Raw genomic sequence first — 19,859 nt, 5'->3', positions numbered from 1 at the left:
GCCAACGTGCTCGATCGGTAGCTTCTAGGCACCGCTGTGTCTCCCCGAGATCGACGTGTGGGTCGCGACAGTCTAACGCACATCACTCTGCTGTCCGGGCATCCTGCGACTCCGAGGTGCGGAGAAGTCCGGCCCGTGCCACGCTCGGCGAAGTCGACCACCACGGTCGGCGTCGAACCGAGGAGACATCATGCAGATCGGCAGCTCGCTCTTCCTGCTGGCAGCAGGCGCCATCCTGGCGTTCGCCGTCCAGGACTCCATCAACGGGGTCGACCTCACCATGGTCGGCTACATCCTCATCGCCGTCGGGGCACTGGGTCTCATCGTGTCCTTGATCCTGAGCGGCCGCAGCCGCGACCGTCGGGGGGAAGTCCCCCCGCCGCGCTGAGCCGCGCGTCGGCACTCGCGACGCACAATGACACGGGCCGGGACGATCCTCGAGGGGTCGTCCCGGCCCGTCGTCATGTCTGGACCTGGACAAGAGCCGTCCGCGCTCGAGACCGCTGCCACCGTGGTCGCTCCCCTCCACTTCTCGCGAAGATGGTCGCTCGTCGAATCGGTCGCGATCGGCGTCATCGCGACTGGCGGACTCTGGTTCGTGGTCGTCGAAGTCGACGGCGACAAGCGAGTCTGCCCCGACCCGCTGGTCGGTCCTCGCCGCCCCGTCATGGTGCGGCAAGCGCCCGGCCTTCGGGGTGCCGGCGCGGGCATGCTTCTGGGCGCAGATCGTCGACGCGACCTCGCGGTGCTGGTCGGCGGTGAGCCTTCGGCTCGGCATGGGTGGAACATGGGTCGGCCCTCCGACGCGCCGGCTAGGGCAACACTCTTGGGTGAGCGTGCCGTCGAACACACTGCGGGCCGTGGTCGCACATCTGGCTGACTCGTTCGAACTATTTACCCAAGCTCGTCCTCCTCGAACGACCAATCGTCCCTATTGTGCGGGGATGACCTTGAAGCACCTCCCGCGGCTCGCGCCCCTCACCGCGGCAATCGCTCTCGTTTTCTCCATTCCAGGCAGCGCGAGCGCAGCTTCTACGTCGATCGATGTGACGGACAGGAAGGGTGACGGATCGCCCAGCCTCGATATCCGCCACGTGAAGGTCACCAACCGAGCCGACTACATCGAGGTTCAGCTGACGGTCACCAAGTTGGTCACAAACCCTGCCAAGAAGGACACGTCCGCGGCCTGGGTCCACTTCGACACCGGCGGAACCGCGCGCCCAAACCACGCCATGGCGTTGCTCGGCTACCACGGCTACTCGGGGGGTGTCTCGGACTGGTTCCGGCTGTCGCCGAACGAGTACGGCGACCCGTTCGGCGACTGGACCGACTGCGGTGTAGATGGCGGATACGACTGGATCTCCACCTGGGCCAAGAAGAATCGGATCACGTTCCGCGCACCAAAAGAGTGCCTGAACTATCCGGACCGCGTCCGCGTCGAGGTGAACACCGAGAAGCAGTCGAAGTCCAGGTTGAAGAACGACTGGCTCGGCTCGGTCAAGACCTACACCGCGTGGGTCGACGCCTCATCGCCCGAGCCCGTCGAGTAGGAGAACCACGTCTTGGTGACGACCATTTCGGTGTCATCGGCGGTCGACCTCGTGTGAATGTCTCGCCGACCTCGATCCCGAGTTGACGCCACCTACTCCTTCGTGATGGGACGAGGAGTGCCAGCGCGGTGCGTGAGAACCAGGCACACCGCTAGGCGTGTCGCGGTCAGCCACCCAGTCGCCTGCCGGCGCGGTCAGCTCGCATGCGGAGGGTCTTGTGTAGAGCGTCGTAGGGGACTTCTTGCCGTGGTCTCCGAGCCAGAGGTCGTCGGTCTCGGCCACGCGGTGTGTACGGCGTGATCGGATGTAGCGGTCGATCGCCTGGGCGACCCGTGGGCCGATCGGGACGCGTCTGCCCTTGCCGCGGCACACGATCACGAGGGAGTTGCACGGGTCGATGTCGGAGATCTTCAGGACCGCAACCTCGCCGGCGCGGGTGCCGGTCTCGGCCATGGAGCGGACGATCGCCTCGTCGCGTCGGTCGCGCATGTCGGTGCCTGAGCAGGCCTCGACCAGTGCCTTGAGCTCTGAGTCCTCGTTCGAGGAGTCACTCGGCTGACCTCCTCAGCTCCCGACGCCACGCCGTCAACCAGGCGCCGGTCAGGATGACCCAGAAACTGGCGACACACCAGTTCCACGCGGTCCGGTTCGATTCGGAGCCCGCGAGGGCGAACAGCCGGTACGCAGCGAGCAGGGCAGCCACGACACCCAACGACAGGTAGATCCTTGGGTTGACTCGACGTGACGACTCGCCCAGAGGCTATCGATATCTGGACTAGAAGCGCTGTGCGTCGCCCGCGCGTTCCGGGTCTTCCTGGGACTCCAGTCAGACTCGAACGCGCGGGCGCTACGACTCAGTCGAGGTAGTCGCGCAGAACCTGCGAGCGGGACGGGTGGCGCAGCTTGCTCATCGTCTTGGACTCGATCTGGCGGATGCGCTCACGCGTGACGCCGTAGACCTTGCCGATCTCGTCGAGCGTCTTCGGCTGGCCGTCGGTCAGTCCGAAGCGCATGGAGACCACGCCGGACTCACGCTCGCTGAGCGTGTCGAGGACGGCGTGCAGCTGCTCCTGCAGGAGCGTGAACGACACCGCGTCGGCCGGGACGATGGCCTCGGAGTCCTCGATGAGGTCGCCGAACTCGCTGTCGCCGTCCTCGCCGAGGGGCGTGTGCAGGCTGATGGGCTCGCGGCCGTACTTCTGGACCTCGACGACCTTCTCGGGCGTCATGTCCAGCTCGAGCGCAAGCTCCTCCGGGGTGGGCTCGCGGCCCAGGTCCTGGAGCATCTGTCGCTGCACGCGAGCCAGCTTGTTGATGACCTCGACCATGTGCACCGGGATGCGGATGGTGCGGGCCTGGTCGGCCATGGCGCGCGTGATGGCCTGACGGATCCACCAGGTGGCGTAGGTCGAGAACTTGAAGCCCTTGGTGTAGTCGAACTTCTCGACCGCACGGATGAGACCGAGGTTGCCCTCCTGGATCAGGTCGAGGAAGAGCATGCCGCGGCCCGTGTAGCGCTTCGCCAGCGAGACCACGAGGCGCAGGTTGGCCTCGAGCAGGTGGTTCTTGGCCCGGCGACCGTCGACGACGATCCAGTCGAGCTCCTCACGGACCTTCTCGGAAATGCGACCGCCCTTGGCGAGCTTCTCCTCGGCGAACAGGCCGGCCTCGATGCGCTTGGCGAGCTCGACCTCCTCACCGGCGGTGAGCAGCGAGACCTTGCCGATCTGCTTGAGGTAGTCCTTGACCGGGTCGGCGGTGGCGCCGGCGACCATGACCTGCTGGACGGGCTCGTCGGACTCGTCGGCCGCCGACAGCGTGAAGCTGGACTCCTCGTCCTCCTTCAGCGTCGGGTCGTTCTTGAGATCCTTGACGAACTCCTCGTCGGGGATGTCCGGCAGGATCTTCTTGCCCTGGGCGTCGACCTTGGCGGCCTCGCCTGCGGCGGGCACCTCGAGGACCTCGGCGATGTCGACCGGCTTCTCGGCGGTCTTCTTGGCGGCGGTCTTCTTGGCCGGAGCCTTCTTGGCGGGCGCCTTCTTCGCCTGCGTGGAGGGCGCGGCCTTGCTGGCCGGGGCCTTCTTGGCGGGAGCCTTCTTCGCGGTCGAGGAGGCTGCGGGCTTCTTGGAAGTCTTCGTCACGGGCTCTTCTGATCTCGCGGGTGGGCTGGGCGGTACTGCTCGCGCCGGGTCGTGGGGCAAGACCTGCTCGGCGAGTCCACTCGCGCGGCCGAACGTGCGACACGGGGTCGCGCTCCGGGCACGGAACTCACGAACAAATCTCCTCCTTGACCGGTATGAGGGCGCAACAAAGAGGCCTGCGGTCAACCTCTGCGTGGTCCAGTCTGCCACGCACGCCCAAGCCCCCACCGACGGGGGCGCAAGCCCCACGGATGCCGGCGCCCGACCCCTCCGGACTCAGTCCGTCGGCCAGCTGTGGACCGGCTCGTTCGCGTGCATGAGCTCGGCGTAGCGCCGCGTGACGGCCTGCAGCGCCTTCACCCGATCACCGCCGCGCGTGAGCTCGCGCTCGAAGCTGCCGATGAGCCAGGTCGCCCCGTTGACGCCTCGGATGCAGCGCTGCTCGATGACGTCGAGCAGGCGTCCGGCCACCGGACCGTCGACGCCCATCTGCGCGAGCCCCTCGTGGGCCAGGGGCAGCAGGTGGCGCAGCACCAGCTCGCGCGCCGACACGGTGCCGACCGACGGCCAGTACTGGTCCGTCTCGATGCCGACCCGGGCCGCCTGGTGGAAGTTGTCCTCGGCGGCCTTGAACGACAGCTGCGACCAGACCGGGCGCTCGCTCTGGCGCATCACGTGCACCAGGCCGTAGAAGAGCGCCGCGTTCGCGAGGGTGTCGACCACGGTCGGCCCGGCCGGCAGCAGCCGGTTCTCGACCCTCAGGTGCGGACGTCCGTCGGCCACGTCGTAGATCGGCCGATTCCACCGGTAGACGGTGCCGTTGTGCAGCCGAAGCTCGGCCAGCGACGGCACGCGCCCCGCCTCGAGCTCCGCGAGCGGGTCCTCGTCCTCCAGGATCGGCAGCAGCGCCGGGAAGAAGCGCACGTTCTCCTCGAACAGGTCGAACACCGAGGTGATCCAGCGCTCCCCGAAGAACACGCGGGGGCGGACCCCCTGGGTCTTGAGCTCCTCGCTGCGGGTGTCGGTGGCCTGCTCGAAGAGCGGGATGCGCGTCTCGTGCCACAGCTGTCGACCGAGCAGGAACGGCGAGTTGGCGCCCACCGCGACCTGGACCCCGGCAACGGCCTGGGCTGCGTTCCAGGTCGCCGCGAACTCGTCGGGCTCGACCTGCAGGTGCAGCTGGGTGCTCGTGCACGCGGCCTCGGGGATGATCGTGTCGGCCGTCGTGGCTAGCCGGTCGACACCGTCGATGACGATCTCGATGTCCTCGCCGCGCGCCGACAGGATCTGGTCCGACAACAGGTGGTAGCGCGGGTTGGGCGAGAGCGAGTCGGCGCCGAGGTGCTGCTCGCGCAGCGTGGGCAGCACGCCCACCATCAGCAGCCCCGCCCCTGCCCGCTCCGCCTTCGTCTGCGCCTCGTTGAGGTCGCGGCGGACCGTGTCCTCCAGCGTCCGGAAGCCTGCGCCGCTCGCCGGCTGCGGCGGGACGTTGATCTCGATGTTGAACAGCCCGAGCTCGGTCTGGAACGCCTCGTCGGCGATCGCCTCGAGCGCCTCGGCGTTCTTCATCGCGGGATCGCCCACCTCGTCGACGAGGTTGAACTCGATCTCCACACCGATCTGCGGCTCCCCCACCGAGAAGTCGCGCTCGGAGAGCATGCGCGCGAAGACGTCGAGACATCGACGGACCTTCGCCCGATAGCGGGTCCGGTCCTCACGCGTGAAGGACCTGTCGTCGACGTCCTGCCCCATGGGGCAACCCTAGGGGTCGTGGAGGTCGCGCGCCTCACCGAACGCATCGCCGCACCAGAGGCGGTCGCGCCCGTCCTGGTGCCGCGACGTCGACGGTCAGGTCGCGTCGGTCCCCGGACGTGTCGTCTCGGCCAGCTCGGCCAGGGCCGCACCGCTCACCAGGTGGTGCAGGCGGTCCGGGTGCAGGCCCGCGACGAGGGCGTGCTGGAGGCTCTCGGCCATGTCGAAGCAGGGGTCGGCGGCGCGCGCTCGCTCGAGGCCCATCATGGCCTGGGCGCCGTCGCCCACCAGGTAGGCGAGGTAGGCCGCCACCGTGTACGGGACCGCGGCGTATGCCGACGGCGCCTGGCGCGCGAGCTCACGCCACGCCGGCAGGACCCGTTCCGCCTGCTTCCGGGAGTACAGCGGCCAGAGCCGGTCGCGCACCGCGTGGTGGGTGAGCCAGACGCAGGAGCGCAGGAAAGCCAGGTCGTCCGGTCGCGCACCGTCCTCGAGGAGGCCGACGACCCGGAGGACCTCGTCGATGCCGGCGTCGCCCACCTGCGCCCCGGAGCGCGTCCACGACTGCTGGACGATGTCGCGTTCCACCTCCAGCACCTGCGAGGCCAGCCACCCGCACCGCGGCCCCTCGGCGGGGTGCCACCGCCGCTCCAGCGTGGCCCGGTCCGGAAGGATCTCCTGACCCGCGACGACGGCACTGACGACACCCGGGTGGTGGTCGCTCAGCTCCAGAGGGGTCCCCTCCCTCGGGTCGTCGTCGAAGGTGGTCCAGTACCGCTGCGTGTCGGTCCAGGCCGTGACGACGGGCCGAACGGTCCCGAGAGCCCGTTCGACCGCCCACGCCGCCTCGCCGGCGGCCTCGCGTCGACGCGAGACGACGAGCACGATGGCGCCCTCGGCCCCGTTGTTGCGCAGGTGGCCCGCCACGAAGCGGGCCAGCTGGGGGACGTGCTCCGCGTCGTGGGGCAGGTCGACGCGCATGCGGAAGCCGAACCGCTCGCGTGGCCCGGACGTGGCGATCGCGCAGATCGACTCCTCGGGCATGAAGCCGAACACGGTCGGCAGCAGGTTGAACAGGTCGCCCACGTCGTGGGCCGTGAACACGGGTGCAGTCGTCATGTCTCCACACTCACGCTCCGTCGCGCGGCCGGACAGAGCCTGTGGCGGACCTGTGGACAGCCGCCGGCGGCGGGGCCGCGGGCTGTGGACGCGCGGACCGTCGGCGAAGGCACGCACAATGGGCCGATGCGGTCCACGGCCTCGGTGCTCCACCTCGACCTCGACGCGTTCTTCGCCTCGGTCGAGCAGCGCGACAAGCCGTCGCTGCGCGGCAAGCCGGTCATCGTGGGCGGGATCGGGCACCGGGGCGTCGTCTCGACCGCCTCCTACGAGGCGCGCGTGCACGGCGTGCGGTCCGCGATGCGGATGGCCGAGGCCCGGTCGCGCTGTCCGCACGCTGCCTTCCTCAGCGGTCGCTTCGACGCCTACCGCGAGGCCAGCGCCCTCGTCATGGCCCGCCTGCGGCAGGAGTCGCCCCTCGTCGAGCCGCTGTCGCTCGACGAGGCCTTCGTCGACCTCGCCGCCGGGCCCGACCACGACCCCGACCCCGACGCCCTGCTCGCCCGGGTCGAGGCGCTCCGGGCCGACATCGAGGACCTCACCCACGGGCTCACCGCGTCGGTGGGCGTCGCCTCCTCCAAGCTGATGGCCAAGATCGCGAGCGAGATCCGCAAGCCCGACGGCCTCTTCGTCGTGGCGCCGGGGACCGAGCTGGAGCTGCTGGGACCCATGCAGGTGACCGCCATCCCCGGCGTCGGACCGGCCACCGCCGAGCGGCTGCGGCGGACCGGCGTCTCCACCGTCGACGAGCTCCGCTCCCGCGACGAGGACGAGCTCGTCCGTCTGCTCGGCTCGGCCTCGGGGCGCTCGCTCGCGCGACTGTCGCGGGCCGACGACGACCGCCCCGTGGTGGCCGAGCGGGAGGCCAAGTCGATCAGCGTGGAGGACACCTTCCCCGACGACGTGACCGATCGCCCCCGGCTGGAAGGTGTCGTCGAGACGATGGCCCGTCGCGTGGCCGACCGCCTCCGCCGCGGACACCTGTCGGGGCGCACCGTCACCCTCAAGATCCGCTACCACGACTTCGAGACCCACACCCGGTCCACGACGCTTCCCGGGCCCACCGACTCCCCCGGCCTGCTGGCCCGCAGCGCACTGGCGCTGCTCGCCACCACCGACCTCTCCGGCGGGCTGCGGCTCGTCGGTGTCGGCATCAGCGGGCTCGCCGACTGGGTGCAGGACGACCTCTTCGAGGCGGACGAGCCGCTCGACCTCCCTCCCTCCGAGCAGCCCGACGCCGCCGACCTCGCGCCGCCTCCACCGGTCAGCTGGAGCCCCGGCAACGACGTGCACCACCGCACGCACGGCGACGGATGGGTCTGGGGTGGCGGGCTGGGCCGCGTCACGGTCCGGTTCGAGACCCGGCTCACCGGACCGGGGCCCGTGCACACGTTCGCGGCCGACGATCCCGATCTCTCCCCCGGGCACGAGGGGCCGACCCGGCCGCGTCGCCCCGACGAGCTCGCGGACGCGGAGGTCGCGGCGGACCTGCCCGACCACGTCTCCGTGCCTCCCGTGGAACCGGGCGATAGCGTCACCGCATGACCTCCTCGTCCCATCCCCCGGTCGCCGCGAAGCACCCGATCACTCGCAGCCACCACGGCGACTCCGTCGAGGACGACTACGAGTGGTTGCGCGACAAGGACGACCCGCGCACGATCGCGCACCTCGAGGCCGAGAACGACTACGCCGAGGCTCGCACGGCCCACCTGGGCGACCTGCGCGCGCGGCTGTTCGAGGAGATCCGCACCCGCACCCTCGAGACCGACCTCTCGGTGCCCGTGCGGCACGGTCAGTGGTGGTACTACTCGCGCACGTCCGAGGGCAGCCAGTACGCGATCCGCTGCCGCACCCGGGTGGAGTCCCCCGACGACTGGGACCCGCCGGTCCTGGTCCCCGGGGTCCCCGTCCCGGGCGAGGAGGTCCTGCTCGACTCCAACGTCGAGGCGGAGGGACACGAGTTCTTCTCCCTCGGCGGGTTCTCGCTCAGCGACGACGAGAACCTGCTCGCGTGGTCGGTCGACGTGGTCGGCGACGAGCGCTACACGATCCGTGTCAAGGACCTGCGCACCGGTGAGGTCCTGCCCGACGAGATCCCCGGGACGAGCGGCGGGGTCACCTGGTCGGCCGACGGGAGCCACCTCTTCTACACGACCGTGGACGACGCGTGGCGCCCCCACCGGGTGTGGCGGCACCGGCTCGGCACCGACGCCTCCGACGTTCTCGTGCACGAGGAGACCGACGAGCGCTTCTTCACCGGCGTCGGGCGCACGCAGTCCGAGCGCTACCTGGTGATCGGTGCCTCGTCGAAGATCACGAGCGAGGTGCTCGTGCTCGAGGCCGACGACCCCACGGGCGAGTTCCGCGTGGTCATCCCACGACGCGACGGCGTCGAGTACTCCCTCGAGCACGCGGTGCTGGGCGACCGCGACGTCTTCTTCGTGCTGCACAACGACGACGCCGAGGACTTCGAGCTGGGCTCGGTGCCCGTCGACGCCCCGACGAGCCGGCCCGACGTGGTCGTCCCCCACACCCCGGGCACCCGGCTCGAGGCGGTCGACGTGTTCGCGAAGACCCTCGTGCTCTCCTACCGACGCGCCGCCATGACGCGCGTGGCGGTCGCCCCCCTCGGTGCCGACGGCGTCGGGAAGCTCACCGAGATCGACTTCGGCGAGGAGCTCTTCACCGCCGGCGTCGGTGCGAACGCCGAGTGGGACCAGCCGGTGATCCGGTTGGGCATGGGCTCGTTGGTCACCCCCAGCACGGTGCTCGACTACGTGGTCGACACCGGGGAGCTCGTGGTCCGCAAGCAGCAGACCGTCCTCGGGGGCTACGACCCGGCCGACTACGTGCAGCACCGCACGTGGGCCGTCGCCGACGACGGCACGCGGGTGCCGATCTCGCTCGTGGCCCGGGCCGACACCCCTCGCGACGGGTCGGCTCCCGCCCTCCTCTACGGCTACGGCTCCTACGAGATCAGCATGGATCCAGGGCTGTCGATCCCCCGTCTGTCGCTGCTCGACCGCGGCTTCGTCTTCGCCATCGCGCACGTGCGCGGGGGCGGCGAGCTCGGCCGCGCCTGGTACGACCAGGGCAAGCTGGTGCACAAGAAGAACACGTTCTCCGACTTCGTCGCCGCGGCGCGCCACCTCGTGACCGAGGGGTGGACCAGCGCCGAGCGCCTCGTGGCCGAAGGAGGCAGCGCCGGTGGCCTGCTCGTCGGCGCCGCGCTCAACCTCGCGCCCGACGCGTTCGGTGCGGTCGTGGCGGAGGTCCCGTTCGTCGACGCCCTCACCACGATCCTCGACCCGAGCCTGCCGTTGACCGTGATCGAGTGGGACGAGTGGGGGAATCCCCTGCACGACCCCGACGTGTACGCGTACATGAAGTCCTACTCGCCCTACGAGAACGTGCGCGCCGCCGACTATCCCCCGGTCCTCGCGGTCACGAGCCTCAACGACACCCGCGTGCTCTACGTCGAGCCGGCCAAGTGGGTGGCGCGGCTGCGCGAGCTCTCCACCGGCAGCACGCCGCCCCTGCTCAAGACCGAGATGCACGCTGGCCACGGCGGGGTGAGCGGACGCTACGCCGCGTGGCACGAGCGTGCGTGGGAGCTGGCCTGGATCATCGACGTCGTCGACGCCCCGCACGAGCCGACCGCACCCGTCGGCACCGGCACTCCACCGGCTTCGGCCGACGTCGGAGGCCACTCGTAGGGTGGCTCGCGTGCTCCGCATCGCCACCGTCAACGTCAACGGCATCCGTGCCGCTCTCCGCCGGGGCATGGGTCCCTGGCTCGACGCCGTCGAGGCCGACGTCGTCACGCTGCAGGAGGTCCGCGCGCCCGACGCCCTCGTCCACGACCTGATGGCCGACAGCGGCTTCCACGTCGTGCACACCGAGGCCGCCGCGAAGGGCCGCGCCGGCGTGGCCGTGCTCAGCCGCACCGAGCCGAAGGCGCACCGCGTGGGGCACGGCGACCCGTCCTTCGACGACGCCGGACGCTGGATCGAGTCCGACGTGGTCCTCGAGGACGGCAGCCTGCTCACCGTGGTCTCGGCCTACGTGCACTCCGGTGGTGTGGGCACCCCGAGCCAGGACGACAAGTACCGCTTCCTCGACCAGCTGCTGGTGCGCCTCGCCGAGCTGCGCGAGCACGCCGACCACGCGGTCGTGACCGGCGACTTCAACGTCGGGCACACGGAGCGGGACATCAAGAACTGGCGCGGCAACCTCAAGAAGGCCGGCTTCCTGCCCGAGGAGCGCGCCTACCTGGACCGCGTCCGTGACGACCTCGGGTGGGTCGACGTGGCACGCGCCCACGCCGGCGACGTGGACGGCCCGTACACCTGGTGGTCGTGGCGGGGCCAGGCCTTCGACAACGACACCGGCTGGCGCATCGACTACCAGCTGGCCACGCCCGAGCTGGCCGCCACCGCGGTCGCCGCCCGGGTCGACCGGGCCGCCACCTACGCGGAGCGGTTCTCCGACCACGCGCCGCTCGTCGTCGACTACGACGTCTGAGCCGTGGCGCTGGCGCGGGTCCTCGGCCCTGTCCGGGCGACCGGCCTCGGTGCCGGCTCCATGCTGGGCGCCGGCATCTTCGTGGCCGTCGGACCCGTCGTGGGGCGCGCGGGCGACGCCGCGGTATCTGCTGTCCTCCTCGCGGCGATGGTGGCCGGGCTCAACGCCACCGCGTCGGCCAGGCTGGCACGGCGCATGCCCGCCGCCGGCGGCACCTACGTGTTCGCCCGTGAGCGCCTCGGCCCCACCTGGGGCCACCTGGCCGGCTGGGTCTTCGTGGTCGGCAAGACCGCCTCGTGCGCGGCCATGGCGCTGGCGGTCGGCGCGCACCTCTGGCCCGGTCACGCCACGTCGGCGGCGATCCTCGCCGTCGTGACCCTCACGCTCGTCGATCTCGCCGGCGCCCGGCGGTCCGCCGACGCGCTGACCGCCTCGGCGGCGCTGGTCGTGATCGTGGTCGGCGGCTCGGTCGTGCTGCTCCTCGAACGAGGCGCCGTCGTCGCGCCGGCCCCGCCCACCGACGGGCTCGACGTGGTCCAGGCCGCCGCCCTGCTGTTCTTCGCCTTCGCCGGCTACGCCCGGCTGGCCACTCTCGGCGAGGAGGTCCGCGACCCCGAGCGCACCATCCCGCGCGCGGTGGCGGTCTCGTTCGTCCTGGTCACGGCGCTCTACCTGCTCGTCGCCCTGGCCGTCTCGCGCACGCTGCCCGCCGACGTCGCCTCCTCGAGTGATCGTGCCCTCGCCGACGCCGTCGACACGCTCGGCCATCCTGCGCTCTCCACCGTCGTGGCCGCGACCGCCGTCGTGGCCGCGGGCGGGGCCCTGCTCTCCCTGCTGGGCGGGGTCAGTCGGACCGTGCTCGCCATGGCCCGCGACCGCCACCTCCCCGCACGGCTGGCGCGCGAGTCCTCCCGTGGCGTCCCTGCCTCGGCCCAAGTCGCGGTGAGCCTCGTCGTCGTGGCGGCGCTGCCGTTCGTCGGTGCGGTCGAGGCCGTCGCCGCCTCGAGCGGGTGCGTGCTCGTCTACTACGCGCTCACCAACGCCTCGGCCCTCACCCTCGACGGCTCCGGATTCCTGAGCCTGCTGGCACGGATCGGGGCGGCCGGGTGCCTGCTGCTCGTGCTGGCCCTGCCGCTCGCCGGGGTCCTGTGGACCCTCGGCGTGGTGCTCGTCGGCCTGCTCGCCGGACGCGTGACGCGGCGATGACCTCCCACGACCGATGAATATCAGGTCCTGATACATTTGGTTGCGTGACGCAACCGGATGTCCCGCGACTGGCCCAGGCCCTGCGCGAGCTGGTCTCGGTGGTCTCCCGCGAGACCGCCTCCCACCGCCTCAGCCGCACGGCCGCCGGGACGCTCTCCGCGCTCGAACGGCGCGGACCGTCCCGCATCTCGGACCTGACCCGGCTCGAGGCCGTCGGCCAGCCGGCGATGACCGGGCTCGTCCAGCGTCTCGAGGCCTCAGGTCTCGTCAGCCGCACGTCCGACCCCAGCGACCGCCGAGCGACGCTCGTGGCGGTCACCGACGCCGGGCGCGACGCCCTGGCGGAGCGCCGTCGACAGCAGGACGCGATCGTCGCCGCCCGGGTCGCCCGTCTCCCACCCGCCCAGCTCGCAGCGCTCGACGCCGCCGTCGACGCGATCGTCGAGCTCACCCAGGAGGACCATGACCAGCCCCACTGACCGGACCACCGACACCAGCGGACACGACGGAGCCCGATCGAGCCTGCTCGGCCAGCCGAAGGCGGTGTACGCCGTCGCCTTCGCCTGCGTGATCTCCTTCATGGGGATCGGCCTGGTGGACCCCATCCTGCCCGCGCTCAAGGAGCAGCTCGACGCCACGGAGAGCCAGGTGACGCTCCTGTTCACCAGCTACCTCGTCGTGACCGCCGTCGCCATGCTCGTCACGAACGCCGTGTCGAGCCGCTTCGGCGCCAAGCGGACGCTCGTCGTCGGCCTGGCCATCATCGTCGTGTTCGCCGCCCTCGCGGGGTCCAGCGGCAGCATCGAGGGCATCGTCGCCTTCCGCGCCGGCTGGGGCCTGGGCAACGCGCTCTTCATCGCGACGTCGCTCGCCGCGATCGTCTCGAGCGCCCGCGGTGGGTTCGCCGGCGCGATCATCCTGTACGAGGCGGCGCTCGGTCTCGGCATCGCCGCGGGCCCCCTCGTCGGCGGGACGCTCGGCAACATCAGCTGGCGCGGTCCGTTCTACGGCGTGGCCGTCCTCATGTCGATCGCCCTCGTCGCGACCGTCGTGCTCCTGCCCGCCACCCCCAGGCCCGACCACACGACCCCGATCTCGGCTCCACTGAGCGCGCTGCGCCACCGCGGCCTGGCCACGATGAGCGTCGCGGCCCTGCTCTACAACTGGGGCTTCTTCACGATGCTCGGGTACGCCCCCTTCCCGATGGCACTCTCGATCACCCAGCTCGGGTGGGTGTTCTTCGCCTGGGGCGTGCTGGTGGCCTTCTTCTCGGTGGTCGGGGCGCCCTGGCTGCAGCGTCGCCTCGGCACGTCCGTGTCGCTGTACGCGGCGTTCACGCTGTTCGCCGTCGACCTGGCGCTGATGGCCGTCGACCCCACAGACCAGAGGCTCATGGTCGGCTGCGTGGTGGCGGCGGGCATCTTCATCGGGATCAACAACACCCTCATGACGCAGGCCGTCATGACGATCTCGCCGGTCGAGCGGCCGGTGGCCTCCGCCGCCTACGGCTTCGTGCGCTTCATCGGCGGCGGTCTCGCTCCCTTCGCCGCCGGCCGACTCGTCGCGGCCACCTCGGTGCACGCGCCGTTCGCGGTCGCCGCCGTCGTCGTGCTCGCCGCGGCCCTGGTCCTCTCCACCGCCCATCGCGCCCTGCGCGACGCCGACGCCGGGCTCGACGAGGACGGTCACCCGGCCGGCGACCCCGAGGAGGTCGCCGGAGAGGTCGCCGACGAGTTCGGCGGAGCGCCCGGCGCCGTCGACGAGGTCCTGCGGTCCAGGTGACCTCCGGGCGGCAGGACCCAGCCGCCTGCGGACATGAGGAAGGGGCGCGCACCCCCCTGGTACGCGCCCCTTCCGATCAGGGGAAGCTCCGACCTCTCAGCTGACGCGCCGCGTCAGTTGAACCGGACCTTCATGGACGTGCCCTTCTCGGACAGCACCCGCACCTTCACACCAGCAGCAGGCAGCTTGACGCCGTGCTGCGGAGCCTCCTCGTAGAAGTACTTCTTGGTGTCGTCGAACAGCGGTGCCGCCGCCTGGCCACGGATGTAGCTGGGCTTGCCGTTCGTGTGCAGGGTCATGGAGTCGGCCTTGCGCGTCGAGAACGGCGCGTCGTAGACCTGGACGCGGGCGCGCCACGGCTTGCCGGTGGACATGTCGGTGATCGGGCGCGGTCGCGCGTCGATCGGCAGGTTCCGCCCCTCACCCGGGTGGGTGATGGTGTTGTTGTCGGCCTGCGACGTGTCCCAGTACGAGATCAGCAGACCTGTCTGGTAGGCGTAGTGCTCCACCCAGTCGGGCCTCGTCGTGGCGAAGCCGAAGTTGTACGGCCCCGTCTTGAGGTAGCGGTCGTACGAGACGTACGACCGGTGGCCCATGACGTAGTAGTTGTCGTACTCGTCGGTCGTGGAGGCGCCCACGATCGAGAAGCCGTCGAACGTCCAGGCCTCGCCGCCGTCCTCGGCGTCGTCGCTCAGCAGCTCGGTGCCACCGGCCGTGACCGACACGTCGTCGACGAACAGGCCGGGCAGCGCCAGGCCGCCGTCCGTCTTGTAGAACACGCGCAGCTGCACGGTCTTGCCGACGTAGGCGTCGAGCGGGACGACGAGGTCGGCCCAGCTCTCCTGCTTCCCGTCGATCCCGGGACGTCCGGAGGTGTCGTCCCCGATCGGTGACCCGCCGATGGTGCCGTCGAGGGCCGTCCAGGTCGAGCCACCGTCGGTGGAGGCCTGCACGTAGGCGTAGTCGTAGCCCTCCTCGATCTCGTAGCGGACCTTGGCCTTCAGCGCGGCGCTGCTGCTTCCGGCGGGGATGGAGACCTCCGTGCTCATCGCGTTCGCCAGGTCGTCGCCGGAACCGGAGTAGAACTGCTTCGAGCCGGAGGCCGGTGCGCCGAGCTCGCGCGTGACCTCCTTCTTGGGCAGGACCACGACGGCACCCTGCGGCTTCGCCGAGTTGTACTCCTGCGGGCCGAGCTCCAGCGTGCGCTTCTCCTTGGTGGCGATCACCTCGTGGTCGAGCCAGCCGAGCTGCAGCTTCTCCCACGCGCCGAGGTCGCCGGCACGCTCGCCGAGGGCCTCACCCTTGGCGTTGAGCCGGGACTGAGCCATGAGCGTCCAGAACTCGTTGCTGTTGTCGCCGCCGGCCGTGCTGTAGGCGTCCGGCAGGCCGAGGTCGTGTCCGTACTCGTGGACGAAGACCGAGAGCCCGCCGTTCTCGGGCTGGACGGTGTAGTCACCGACCCAGAGGCCGGTGTCGGCGATCTGGGTTCCACCGAGCTGGTTCTGCGACGGGCCGGTGACGCCCTGGTCGGTGAGGAACGCGTACCAACGGTGCGACCAGATCGCGTCCTCGCCGTGCGTGGAGTCGCCGTCCTCCTCGCCTGCACCCGCGTGCACGATCTGGAAGTGGTCGATGTAGCCGTCGGGCTCGTTGAAGTCGCCGTCGCCGTCGAAGTCGTAGCGGTCGTAGACGTCGTACTGCGCCAGCTGCTTCTTGATCTGCGCGGCGGTCTTGCCGGCCTTCTTCTGGTCGGCGACCCACTGGGTCGTCGCGTCCTGGATGAGGTTCCACGTCGAGGCGTCGTCGCGACCGTAACGAGCGGTGTTGTACTTCACCTTCACCCAGTCCGAGACGGTCCCGTCGACCGTGTAGCGACCCGAGGACTGCTTCTCGTAGTACGTCTTGACCGACTCGACGTTCTTGCCGGTCTTGAAGTAGAGGTCCTGGTAGTGCTTGCGGTCGTAGTCCTCCTGCCAGACCGACGAGTTGTCCTTCGTGCGGTCCGGCTCCTCGATCTGGTTGTGCAGGGGGCCGTCGAACTTCTCCGGTCCAGCGGTGTCCGGGTCGGTGTCGCCGTCGGGGTAGTCGGGGTGACGCTCGTCGCCGAACTCGGCGAGGATGACGAAGACCTTGTCGGCGCGCTCCTGGGAGAGCTCGACGTACTGGTCCTTCTGCTTGCCCTTGGCCGCCTTCGTCTTGGTCTTGGCCGAGGCCTTCGTGTTCCTCATGGCGGCCGCGTCAGCCGGACTGGCGGCCTTGCCGACCTTGACGACCGTGCTGCCGTTCTTCTCCACGGGCTCGGCGTCACCGTTGATCACGGCCTTGACGGCCTGCTCGCGCAGCTCGCGGCGCTTGTCCTCGATGGGGTTGGGCAGGTCGTGATCCTTCTGGATCCGGTCCGCTCCCCCTGTCGGTGGTGCTTGGGCCGCATTCGTCGGCGCCGCGAACGTGAGTCCGAGCGATGCCGCGAGTCCGAGGCCCAGAATGCCTGTCGTGACACGCTTCACGTGGTCCCCCCTAGGACGTGGTGTGGTGAGGGCAGTCGATCGACCGCCCACTGGCCCCGCCGACCGGATGGGTCGAACGAGGCACGATGCCGACCAACCTAAGCGGTTGCTGAGAGCAACGGCAGTCTTGACTTTAGAGATGCGTAGTACTAACGAACTAGTTCTTTCGGGCCACTCCCCGAGATAGGGGCGCACACGTCCGAAGGACCTGGCAGAGTGGCGCCGGTACGGCGGGACGCGCCGTCTCCAGGGGCATGACCGACAGGAACCTTGCATGCGCACGTTGCTCGCGGGCGGCCTCACGGCCGTCCTGCTCGCCGTCACCGCCGTCACGGCCCACGCGTACATCGGGTCACCGACCTACCAGAAGCAGGTCCTCGACCGCACCAACGCCGTGCGCGCGGACAACGGCCGGGTCGCCCTGAAGCTCCAGACCTGCCTCGACAACTACGCCAACTCGTGGGCGAAGCACCTCGCCACCAAGAAGAAGCGCCTCCAGCACCGGCCCTCGTCGCAGCTCACGACGATCATGAAGCGCTGCAAGCTCGACGGCATCGGCGAGAACCTGGCGCGCTACTACCCGACCGGCACCGCCACCGTCAACGCCTGGGTCCGCTCCTCAGGCCACCACCGCAACCAGATCGGGTCAGGTCACCGCTACGTCGGCATCGGCGCCTATCGGGACGCCAAGGACCGCTACTACGCCGTCGCGCTGTACGGCAATCCCCGCTGACCGACGCGCCGACACGGACCCTCGCCGCGCCCTGCTCCGTGACCTAGGCTGAACGTGTTGTCGTTGGATCCGGCCGTGCCGGCATCTCGGGGTCCTCGTGCCTTGGGCTGCTCCCAGCGGGCGAGACGACGGACGACGCGCCCGCGACGGTCGCGGACGCACCCGAAGGAGTAGTTGAAGAATGGCAACAGGAACGGTCAAGTGGTTCAACGCCGACAAGGGCTTCGGCTTCATCGCCCCCGACGACGGCAGCGAGGACGTGTTCGCGCACTTCAGCGCGATCCAGTCGAGCGGCTACCGCTCGCTCAACGAGAACCAGAAGGTCGAGTTCGACGTCGAGCAGGGCCAGAAGGGTCTGCAGGCGGCCAACATCCGCCCGCTGGACTGATCACGGCGCATCACGGCCCCGTCGAGCCAAGGCTCGACGGGGCCGTGTCACGTCCGCGCCCCTCGACGGAGGCGGTGGTCGACGGAGGCGGGGCTCAGAGTCGGCCGGACTCGTCCCAGGCGTGGCAGGCGAAGTCCGTCGCGTCGCGGCGCACACGCGTGCCCAGGTCGAGCCGGTCGTGGGCCGAGGTGACGCGCAGGGGTCGTCGGGGGAACCGGGCGCGGCCGGCAGCGACGTCCGTGGTCTCGTAGTCGAAGGTCATGTCGTCCATGTCATGAGGTTATCCTCATGTTTGCGCGAGCAGCACCCCTACCGAGAGGTAGTGTTCGGCTGCTCGACGGCGGTCAGATGAGCGCGCCGCGCAGGGGCGGGGCGATCCGTCAGGCGTGGTGACGACGCAGCTCGGCGAGGCGACGCCTCATCTCCCCCGCCCGCAGGTGGTCGACGTTGAGCGGTGGCTCGAGCGCGGCGATCACCCGGTGTGCGAGGGCATGGATGCTGTCGCGCTCGGCCGTGGGCCACGTGACGACACGCAGGTGCCGACGCATCCAGTCGGTGAGCGCCGGGTCGTCGAGCGAGCTCATCGCCAGAGGCGCGCTGAGGACGATCGCCAGACCGGCGCGGAACATCGAGCTCCGCGACCGCCCCTCCAGCTGGACGTCCTGCACCAGGTGCCGCAGGCTGTGGACCGCGTCGGGCCAGCGTCCGAGCGCGCCCGCGTGTCCCACGTGCAGGACTCCGGCACCGACCGGGAGCATGAGGCTGCGGTTCAACATGCGCGCACCGTCCGCGTCGACGTGCCAGGCGAAGAGACCCGGCACCTCCTGGATGGCGTCGAGACGGTCGGGCGCCACGGCGCCGTCGCCGTCCCCCAGGTGCCGCACGACGAGGGAGACCTCGTCGTCGTCGAGCAGTGGGTCGTCCTGGCCGGTGGCGACGGCTGCGGACACGAGGGGCACCGGCTCCGCACGAATTCGCTCGTCCTGAGCCGCAGGGACCCGCACCGCATCGGAGCCTCCGTGCCCACGGGGCACCGGATCAGGCTGGGCCACCAGCGGAGGGCGCGGACGGTCGCGGACCGCGGTCAGGTCGTCCGAACGCTCCGGGCCACCGACACTGACCTCCGCGCCGGCGTCCTGCAGGACGGCCGCGAGGGGGCCGACGTAGGCGCGCGGGGCGATGACGTGCACCCGTCGCCCGGCCACCGCCCCCTCCAACGACTCGAGGCGGACGAGCACCCACTCCGCCCAGACCTGACGGAAGTGCGGGCTCAGGTCCCCGAGGGCACGCGAGTCCGGCGAGACCCATTCCGCGGGGTCGAGGAGCCCGTGCTCGGCCGAGAGCACGTACCACCGCGCCCCGCGGGCCTGGGCACGCAGACGCGCGGACTGGAAGTCGTCGGATCGGAAGATCTCGCGTGACGGCGCCGGCACCAGGACCCGCTCACCCTCGCTGGCGATCAGGAGGACGTCGGCCGACTCGGCCGTGGGGTCGGGCACCACCTGCAGCTCACCGGCGAGGCCCGAGCGCTCGATGAGGTCCTCGAAGGTGGAGCCGGCGGCTCGGTCGGCCGGCCGGGTGGACGTGTCGGCCGGAGGCTCGGCGTCGGACCCGGGTCGGGGTGCGCGCACGACGGTCGCGTCGTCGAAGGCCGAGGCGACGAACCGGTCGCGCACGGGATCGTCCGTCCCGCTCGACGTGTCGTCCGACGGGCTCGGCGTCTGGTCCGTCGGATCGCCGCCGCCCGGCAGGTCGGGGTCGATCTTGCGCTCGCCCTCCGGGATCACCTCGTACATGCCCCGGGACACGCGGCGGAAGATCGGTGCCCGGCTCGCGAACTGCGCCTGCTTGGGCCGTCCCCCCTCGCACAGGCCGACCAGGTGCGCGCGGATCGTCGCCTGCCCGATCTCGGGGTAGGTACGGGCGAACCAGCGGTGGACGTCCTCGTAGCGGAAGGGATCGGGCATGGCGGCAGCGCAGTCGTACATGAGCTGCCACACCGGCCGGTCGTACTTCACTGGTCCCCCACGGTCCTCTCTGCTCCGCCGCTGGCGGCGACAGGTGAGGAGAGCACCCTTCGGGAGGTTCATGACGCAACGGGACGAGGATCACAGGGAATGTCGTCCCGGGGACGGGCGTTGACGACGACGTACCGCA

General features: G+C 70.5%; 16 protein-coding genes and 1 pseudogene. 10 read left to right on the top strand and 7 right to left on the bottom strand.

Going from position 1 to position 19,859, the window contains the following annotated elements; genetic code table 11:
* Window positions 1-190 precede the first annotated feature (190 nt).
* On the top strand, window positions 191-388 hold the full coding sequence (locus RQG84_RS14395) for a DUF6458 family protein (protein WP_056578641.1): 198 nt from the start codon (window positions 191-193) through the stop codon (window positions 386-388).
* Window positions 389-944: 556 nt separating this feature from the next.
* Complete coding sequence (locus RQG84_RS14390; RefSeq protein WP_311210556.1) at window positions 945-1,550, top strand: hypothetical protein; 606 nt, start codon at window positions 945-947, stop codon at window positions 1,548-1,550.
* A gap of 33 nt (window positions 1,551-1,583) precedes the next feature.
* Here RQG84_RS14390 and RQG84_RS14385 read toward each other — a convergent pair.
* From RQG84_RS14385 to RQG84_RS14370, 4 genes and pseudogenes are all read right to left on the bottom strand, one after another.
* Window positions 1,584-2,069: pseudogene (locus tag RQG84_RS14385) on the bottom strand (tyrosine-type recombinase/integrase); the annotation flags it as partial.
* 335 nt (window positions 2,070-2,404) lie between these two features.
* Complete coding sequence (locus tag RQG84_RS14380; protein WP_082480795.1) at window positions 2,405-3,751, bottom strand: RNA polymerase sigma factor; 1,347 nt, start codon at window positions 3,749-3,751, stop codon at window positions 2,405-2,407.
* Window positions 3,752-3,967: 216 nt separating this feature from the next.
* Complete coding sequence (locus RQG84_RS14375) at window positions 3,968-5,443, bottom strand: glutamate--cysteine ligase (protein ID WP_311210555.1); 1,476 nt, start codon at window positions 5,441-5,443, stop codon at window positions 3,968-3,970.
* Between the two features lie 96 nt (window positions 5,444-5,539).
* Window positions 5,540-6,562 carry a DUF4192 domain-containing protein gene (locus tag RQG84_RS14370; protein ID WP_311210554.1) on the bottom strand — a complete coding sequence of 341 codons (1,023 nt, stop codon included), beginning with the start codon at window positions 6,560-6,562 and terminating at the stop codon, window positions 5,540-5,542.
* 126 nt (window positions 6,563-6,688) lie between these two features.
* On the opposite strand from RQG84_RS14370, the gene RQG84_RS14365 reads away from it, so the two are divergent.
* From RQG84_RS14365 to RQG84_RS14340, 6 genes are read left to right on the top strand one after another with little or no spacing between them, the layout of a single operon-like run.
* Complete coding sequence (locus tag RQG84_RS14365; RefSeq protein WP_311210553.1) at window positions 6,689-8,107, top strand: DNA polymerase IV; 1,419 nt, start codon at window positions 6,689-6,691, stop codon at window positions 8,105-8,107.
* Window positions 8,104-10,278: a S9 family peptidase gene (locus RQG84_RS14360; RefSeq protein ID WP_311210552.1), complete on the top strand. Its 2,175-nt coding sequence runs from the start codon at window positions 8,104-8,106 to the stop codon at window positions 10,276-10,278. Before RQG84_RS14365 ends, RQG84_RS14360 begins: the two co-directional genes overlap by 4 nt.
* A 10-nt stretch (window positions 10,279-10,288) precedes the next feature.
* On the top strand, window positions 10,289-11,086 hold the full coding sequence (locus RQG84_RS14355; protein ID WP_311210551.1) for an exodeoxyribonuclease III: 798 nt from the start codon (window positions 10,289-10,291) through the stop codon (window positions 11,084-11,086).
* Between the two features lie 3 nt (window positions 11,087-11,089).
* Entirely contained in the window at window positions 11,090-12,292 is a 1,203-nt protein-coding gene (locus tag RQG84_RS14350) for an APC family permease (RefSeq protein WP_311210550.1), read from the top strand.
* A 44-nt stretch (window positions 12,293-12,336) separates the two neighbouring features.
* Window positions 12,337-12,771: a MarR family transcriptional regulator gene (locus tag RQG84_RS14345; protein ID WP_311210549.1), complete on the top strand. Its 435-nt coding sequence runs from the start codon at window positions 12,337-12,339 to the stop codon at window positions 12,769-12,771.
* Complete coding sequence (locus tag RQG84_RS14340; protein WP_311210548.1) at window positions 12,755-14,074, top strand: MFS transporter; 1,320 nt, start codon at window positions 12,755-12,757, stop codon at window positions 14,072-14,074. Before RQG84_RS14345 ends, RQG84_RS14340 begins: the two co-directional genes overlap by 17 nt.
* Before the next feature lie 113 nt (window positions 14,075-14,187).
* Here the strand turns inward: RQG84_RS14340 and RQG84_RS14335 are convergent, their stop codons facing one another.
* Window positions 14,188-16,581, bottom strand: coding sequence for an immune inhibitor A domain-containing protein (locus tag RQG84_RS14335; RefSeq protein WP_311210547.1), 2,394 nt, complete (start codon window positions 16,579-16,581; stop codon window positions 14,188-14,190).
* 274 nt (window positions 16,582-16,855) lie between these two features.
* Here RQG84_RS14335 and RQG84_RS14330 point away from each other — a divergent pair, with 274 nt between their 5' ends.
* The gene (locus RQG84_RS14330) at window positions 16,856-17,314 is read left to right on the top strand and encodes a CAP domain-containing protein (RefSeq protein ID WP_311210546.1); all 459 of its coding nucleotides are present in this window, start codon (window positions 16,856-16,858) and stop codon (window positions 17,312-17,314) included.
* Between the two features lie 181 nt (window positions 17,315-17,495).
* Window positions 17,496-17,702 carry a cold-shock protein gene (locus tag RQG84_RS14325; RefSeq protein WP_311210545.1) on the top strand — a complete coding sequence of 69 codons (207 nt, stop codon included), beginning with the start codon at window positions 17,496-17,498 and terminating at the stop codon, window positions 17,700-17,702.
* Between the two features lie 94 nt (window positions 17,703-17,796).
* Here the strand turns inward: RQG84_RS14325 and RQG84_RS14320 are convergent, their stop codons facing one another.
* Together RQG84_RS14320 and RQG84_RS14315 are read right to left on the bottom strand one after the other, a co-directional pair.
* Window positions 17,797-17,973, bottom strand: a complete 177-nt coding sequence (locus RQG84_RS14320) for a hypothetical protein (RefSeq protein WP_311210544.1) — start codon at window positions 17,971-17,973, stop codon at window positions 17,797-17,799.
* 109 nt (window positions 17,974-18,082) lie between these two features.
* Complete coding sequence (locus RQG84_RS14315) at window positions 18,083-19,669, bottom strand: DUF6884 domain-containing protein (protein ID WP_311210543.1); 1,587 nt, start codon at window positions 19,667-19,669, stop codon at window positions 18,083-18,085.
* Between the last annotated feature and the right edge of the window lie 190 nt (window positions 19,670-19,859).

Source organism: Aeromicrobium sp. WCS2018Hpa-31 (genome assembly GCF_031843905.1).
In the GTDB taxonomy this organism is placed as follows: domain Bacteria; phylum Actinomycetota; class Actinomycetes; order Propionibacteriales; family Nocardioidaceae; genus Aeromicrobium.
The sequence above is the reverse complement of the archived record's forward strand: the minus strand, read 5'-3'. Positions and strand labels throughout refer to the sequence as shown.

What these genes read in the sequence shown, in the direction of transcription:
- RQG84_RS14395 (WP_056578641.1), top strand. Translation starts at nt 191, where the DNA reads ATGCAGATCGGCAGCTCGCTCTTCCTGCTGGCAGCAGGCGCCATCCTG.
- RQG84_RS14390 (WP_311210556.1), top strand. Translation starts at nt 945, where the DNA reads ATGACCTTGAAGCACCTCCCGCGGCTCGCGCCCCTCACCGCGGCAATC.
- RQG84_RS14375 (WP_311210555.1), bottom strand. Translation starts at nt 5,443, where the DNA reads ATGGGGCAGGACGTCGACGACAGGTCCTTCACGCGTGAGGACCGGACC.
- RQG84_RS14370 (WP_311210554.1), bottom strand. Translation starts at nt 6,562, where the DNA reads ATGACGACTGCACCCGTGTTCACGGCCCACGACGTGGGCGACCTGTTC.
- RQG84_RS14365 (WP_311210553.1), top strand. Translation starts at nt 6,689, where the DNA reads ATGCGGTCCACGGCCTCGGTGCTCCACCTCGACCTCGACGCGTTCTTC.
- RQG84_RS14360 (WP_311210552.1), top strand. Translation starts at nt 8,104, where the DNA reads ATGACCTCCTCGTCCCATCCCCCGGTCGCCGCGAAGCACCCGATCACT.
- RQG84_RS14340 (WP_311210548.1), top strand. Translation starts at nt 12,755, where the DNA reads ATGACCAGCCCCACTGACCGGACCACCGACACCAGCGGACACGACGGA.
- RQG84_RS14330 (WP_311210546.1), top strand. Translation starts at nt 16,856, where the DNA reads ATGCGCACGTTGCTCGCGGGCGGCCTCACGGCCGTCCTGCTCGCCGTC.
- RQG84_RS14325 (WP_311210545.1), top strand. Translation starts at nt 17,496, where the DNA reads ATGGCAACAGGAACGGTCAAGTGGTTCAACGCCGACAAGGGCTTCGGC.
- RQG84_RS14320 (WP_311210544.1), bottom strand. Translation starts at nt 17,973, where the DNA reads ATGGACGACATGACCTTCGACTACGAGACCACGGACGTCGCTGCCGGC.
- RQG84_RS14315 (WP_311210543.1), bottom strand. Translation starts at nt 19,669, where the DNA reads ATGCCCGATCCCTTCCGCTACGAGGACGTCCACCGCTGGTTCGCCCGT.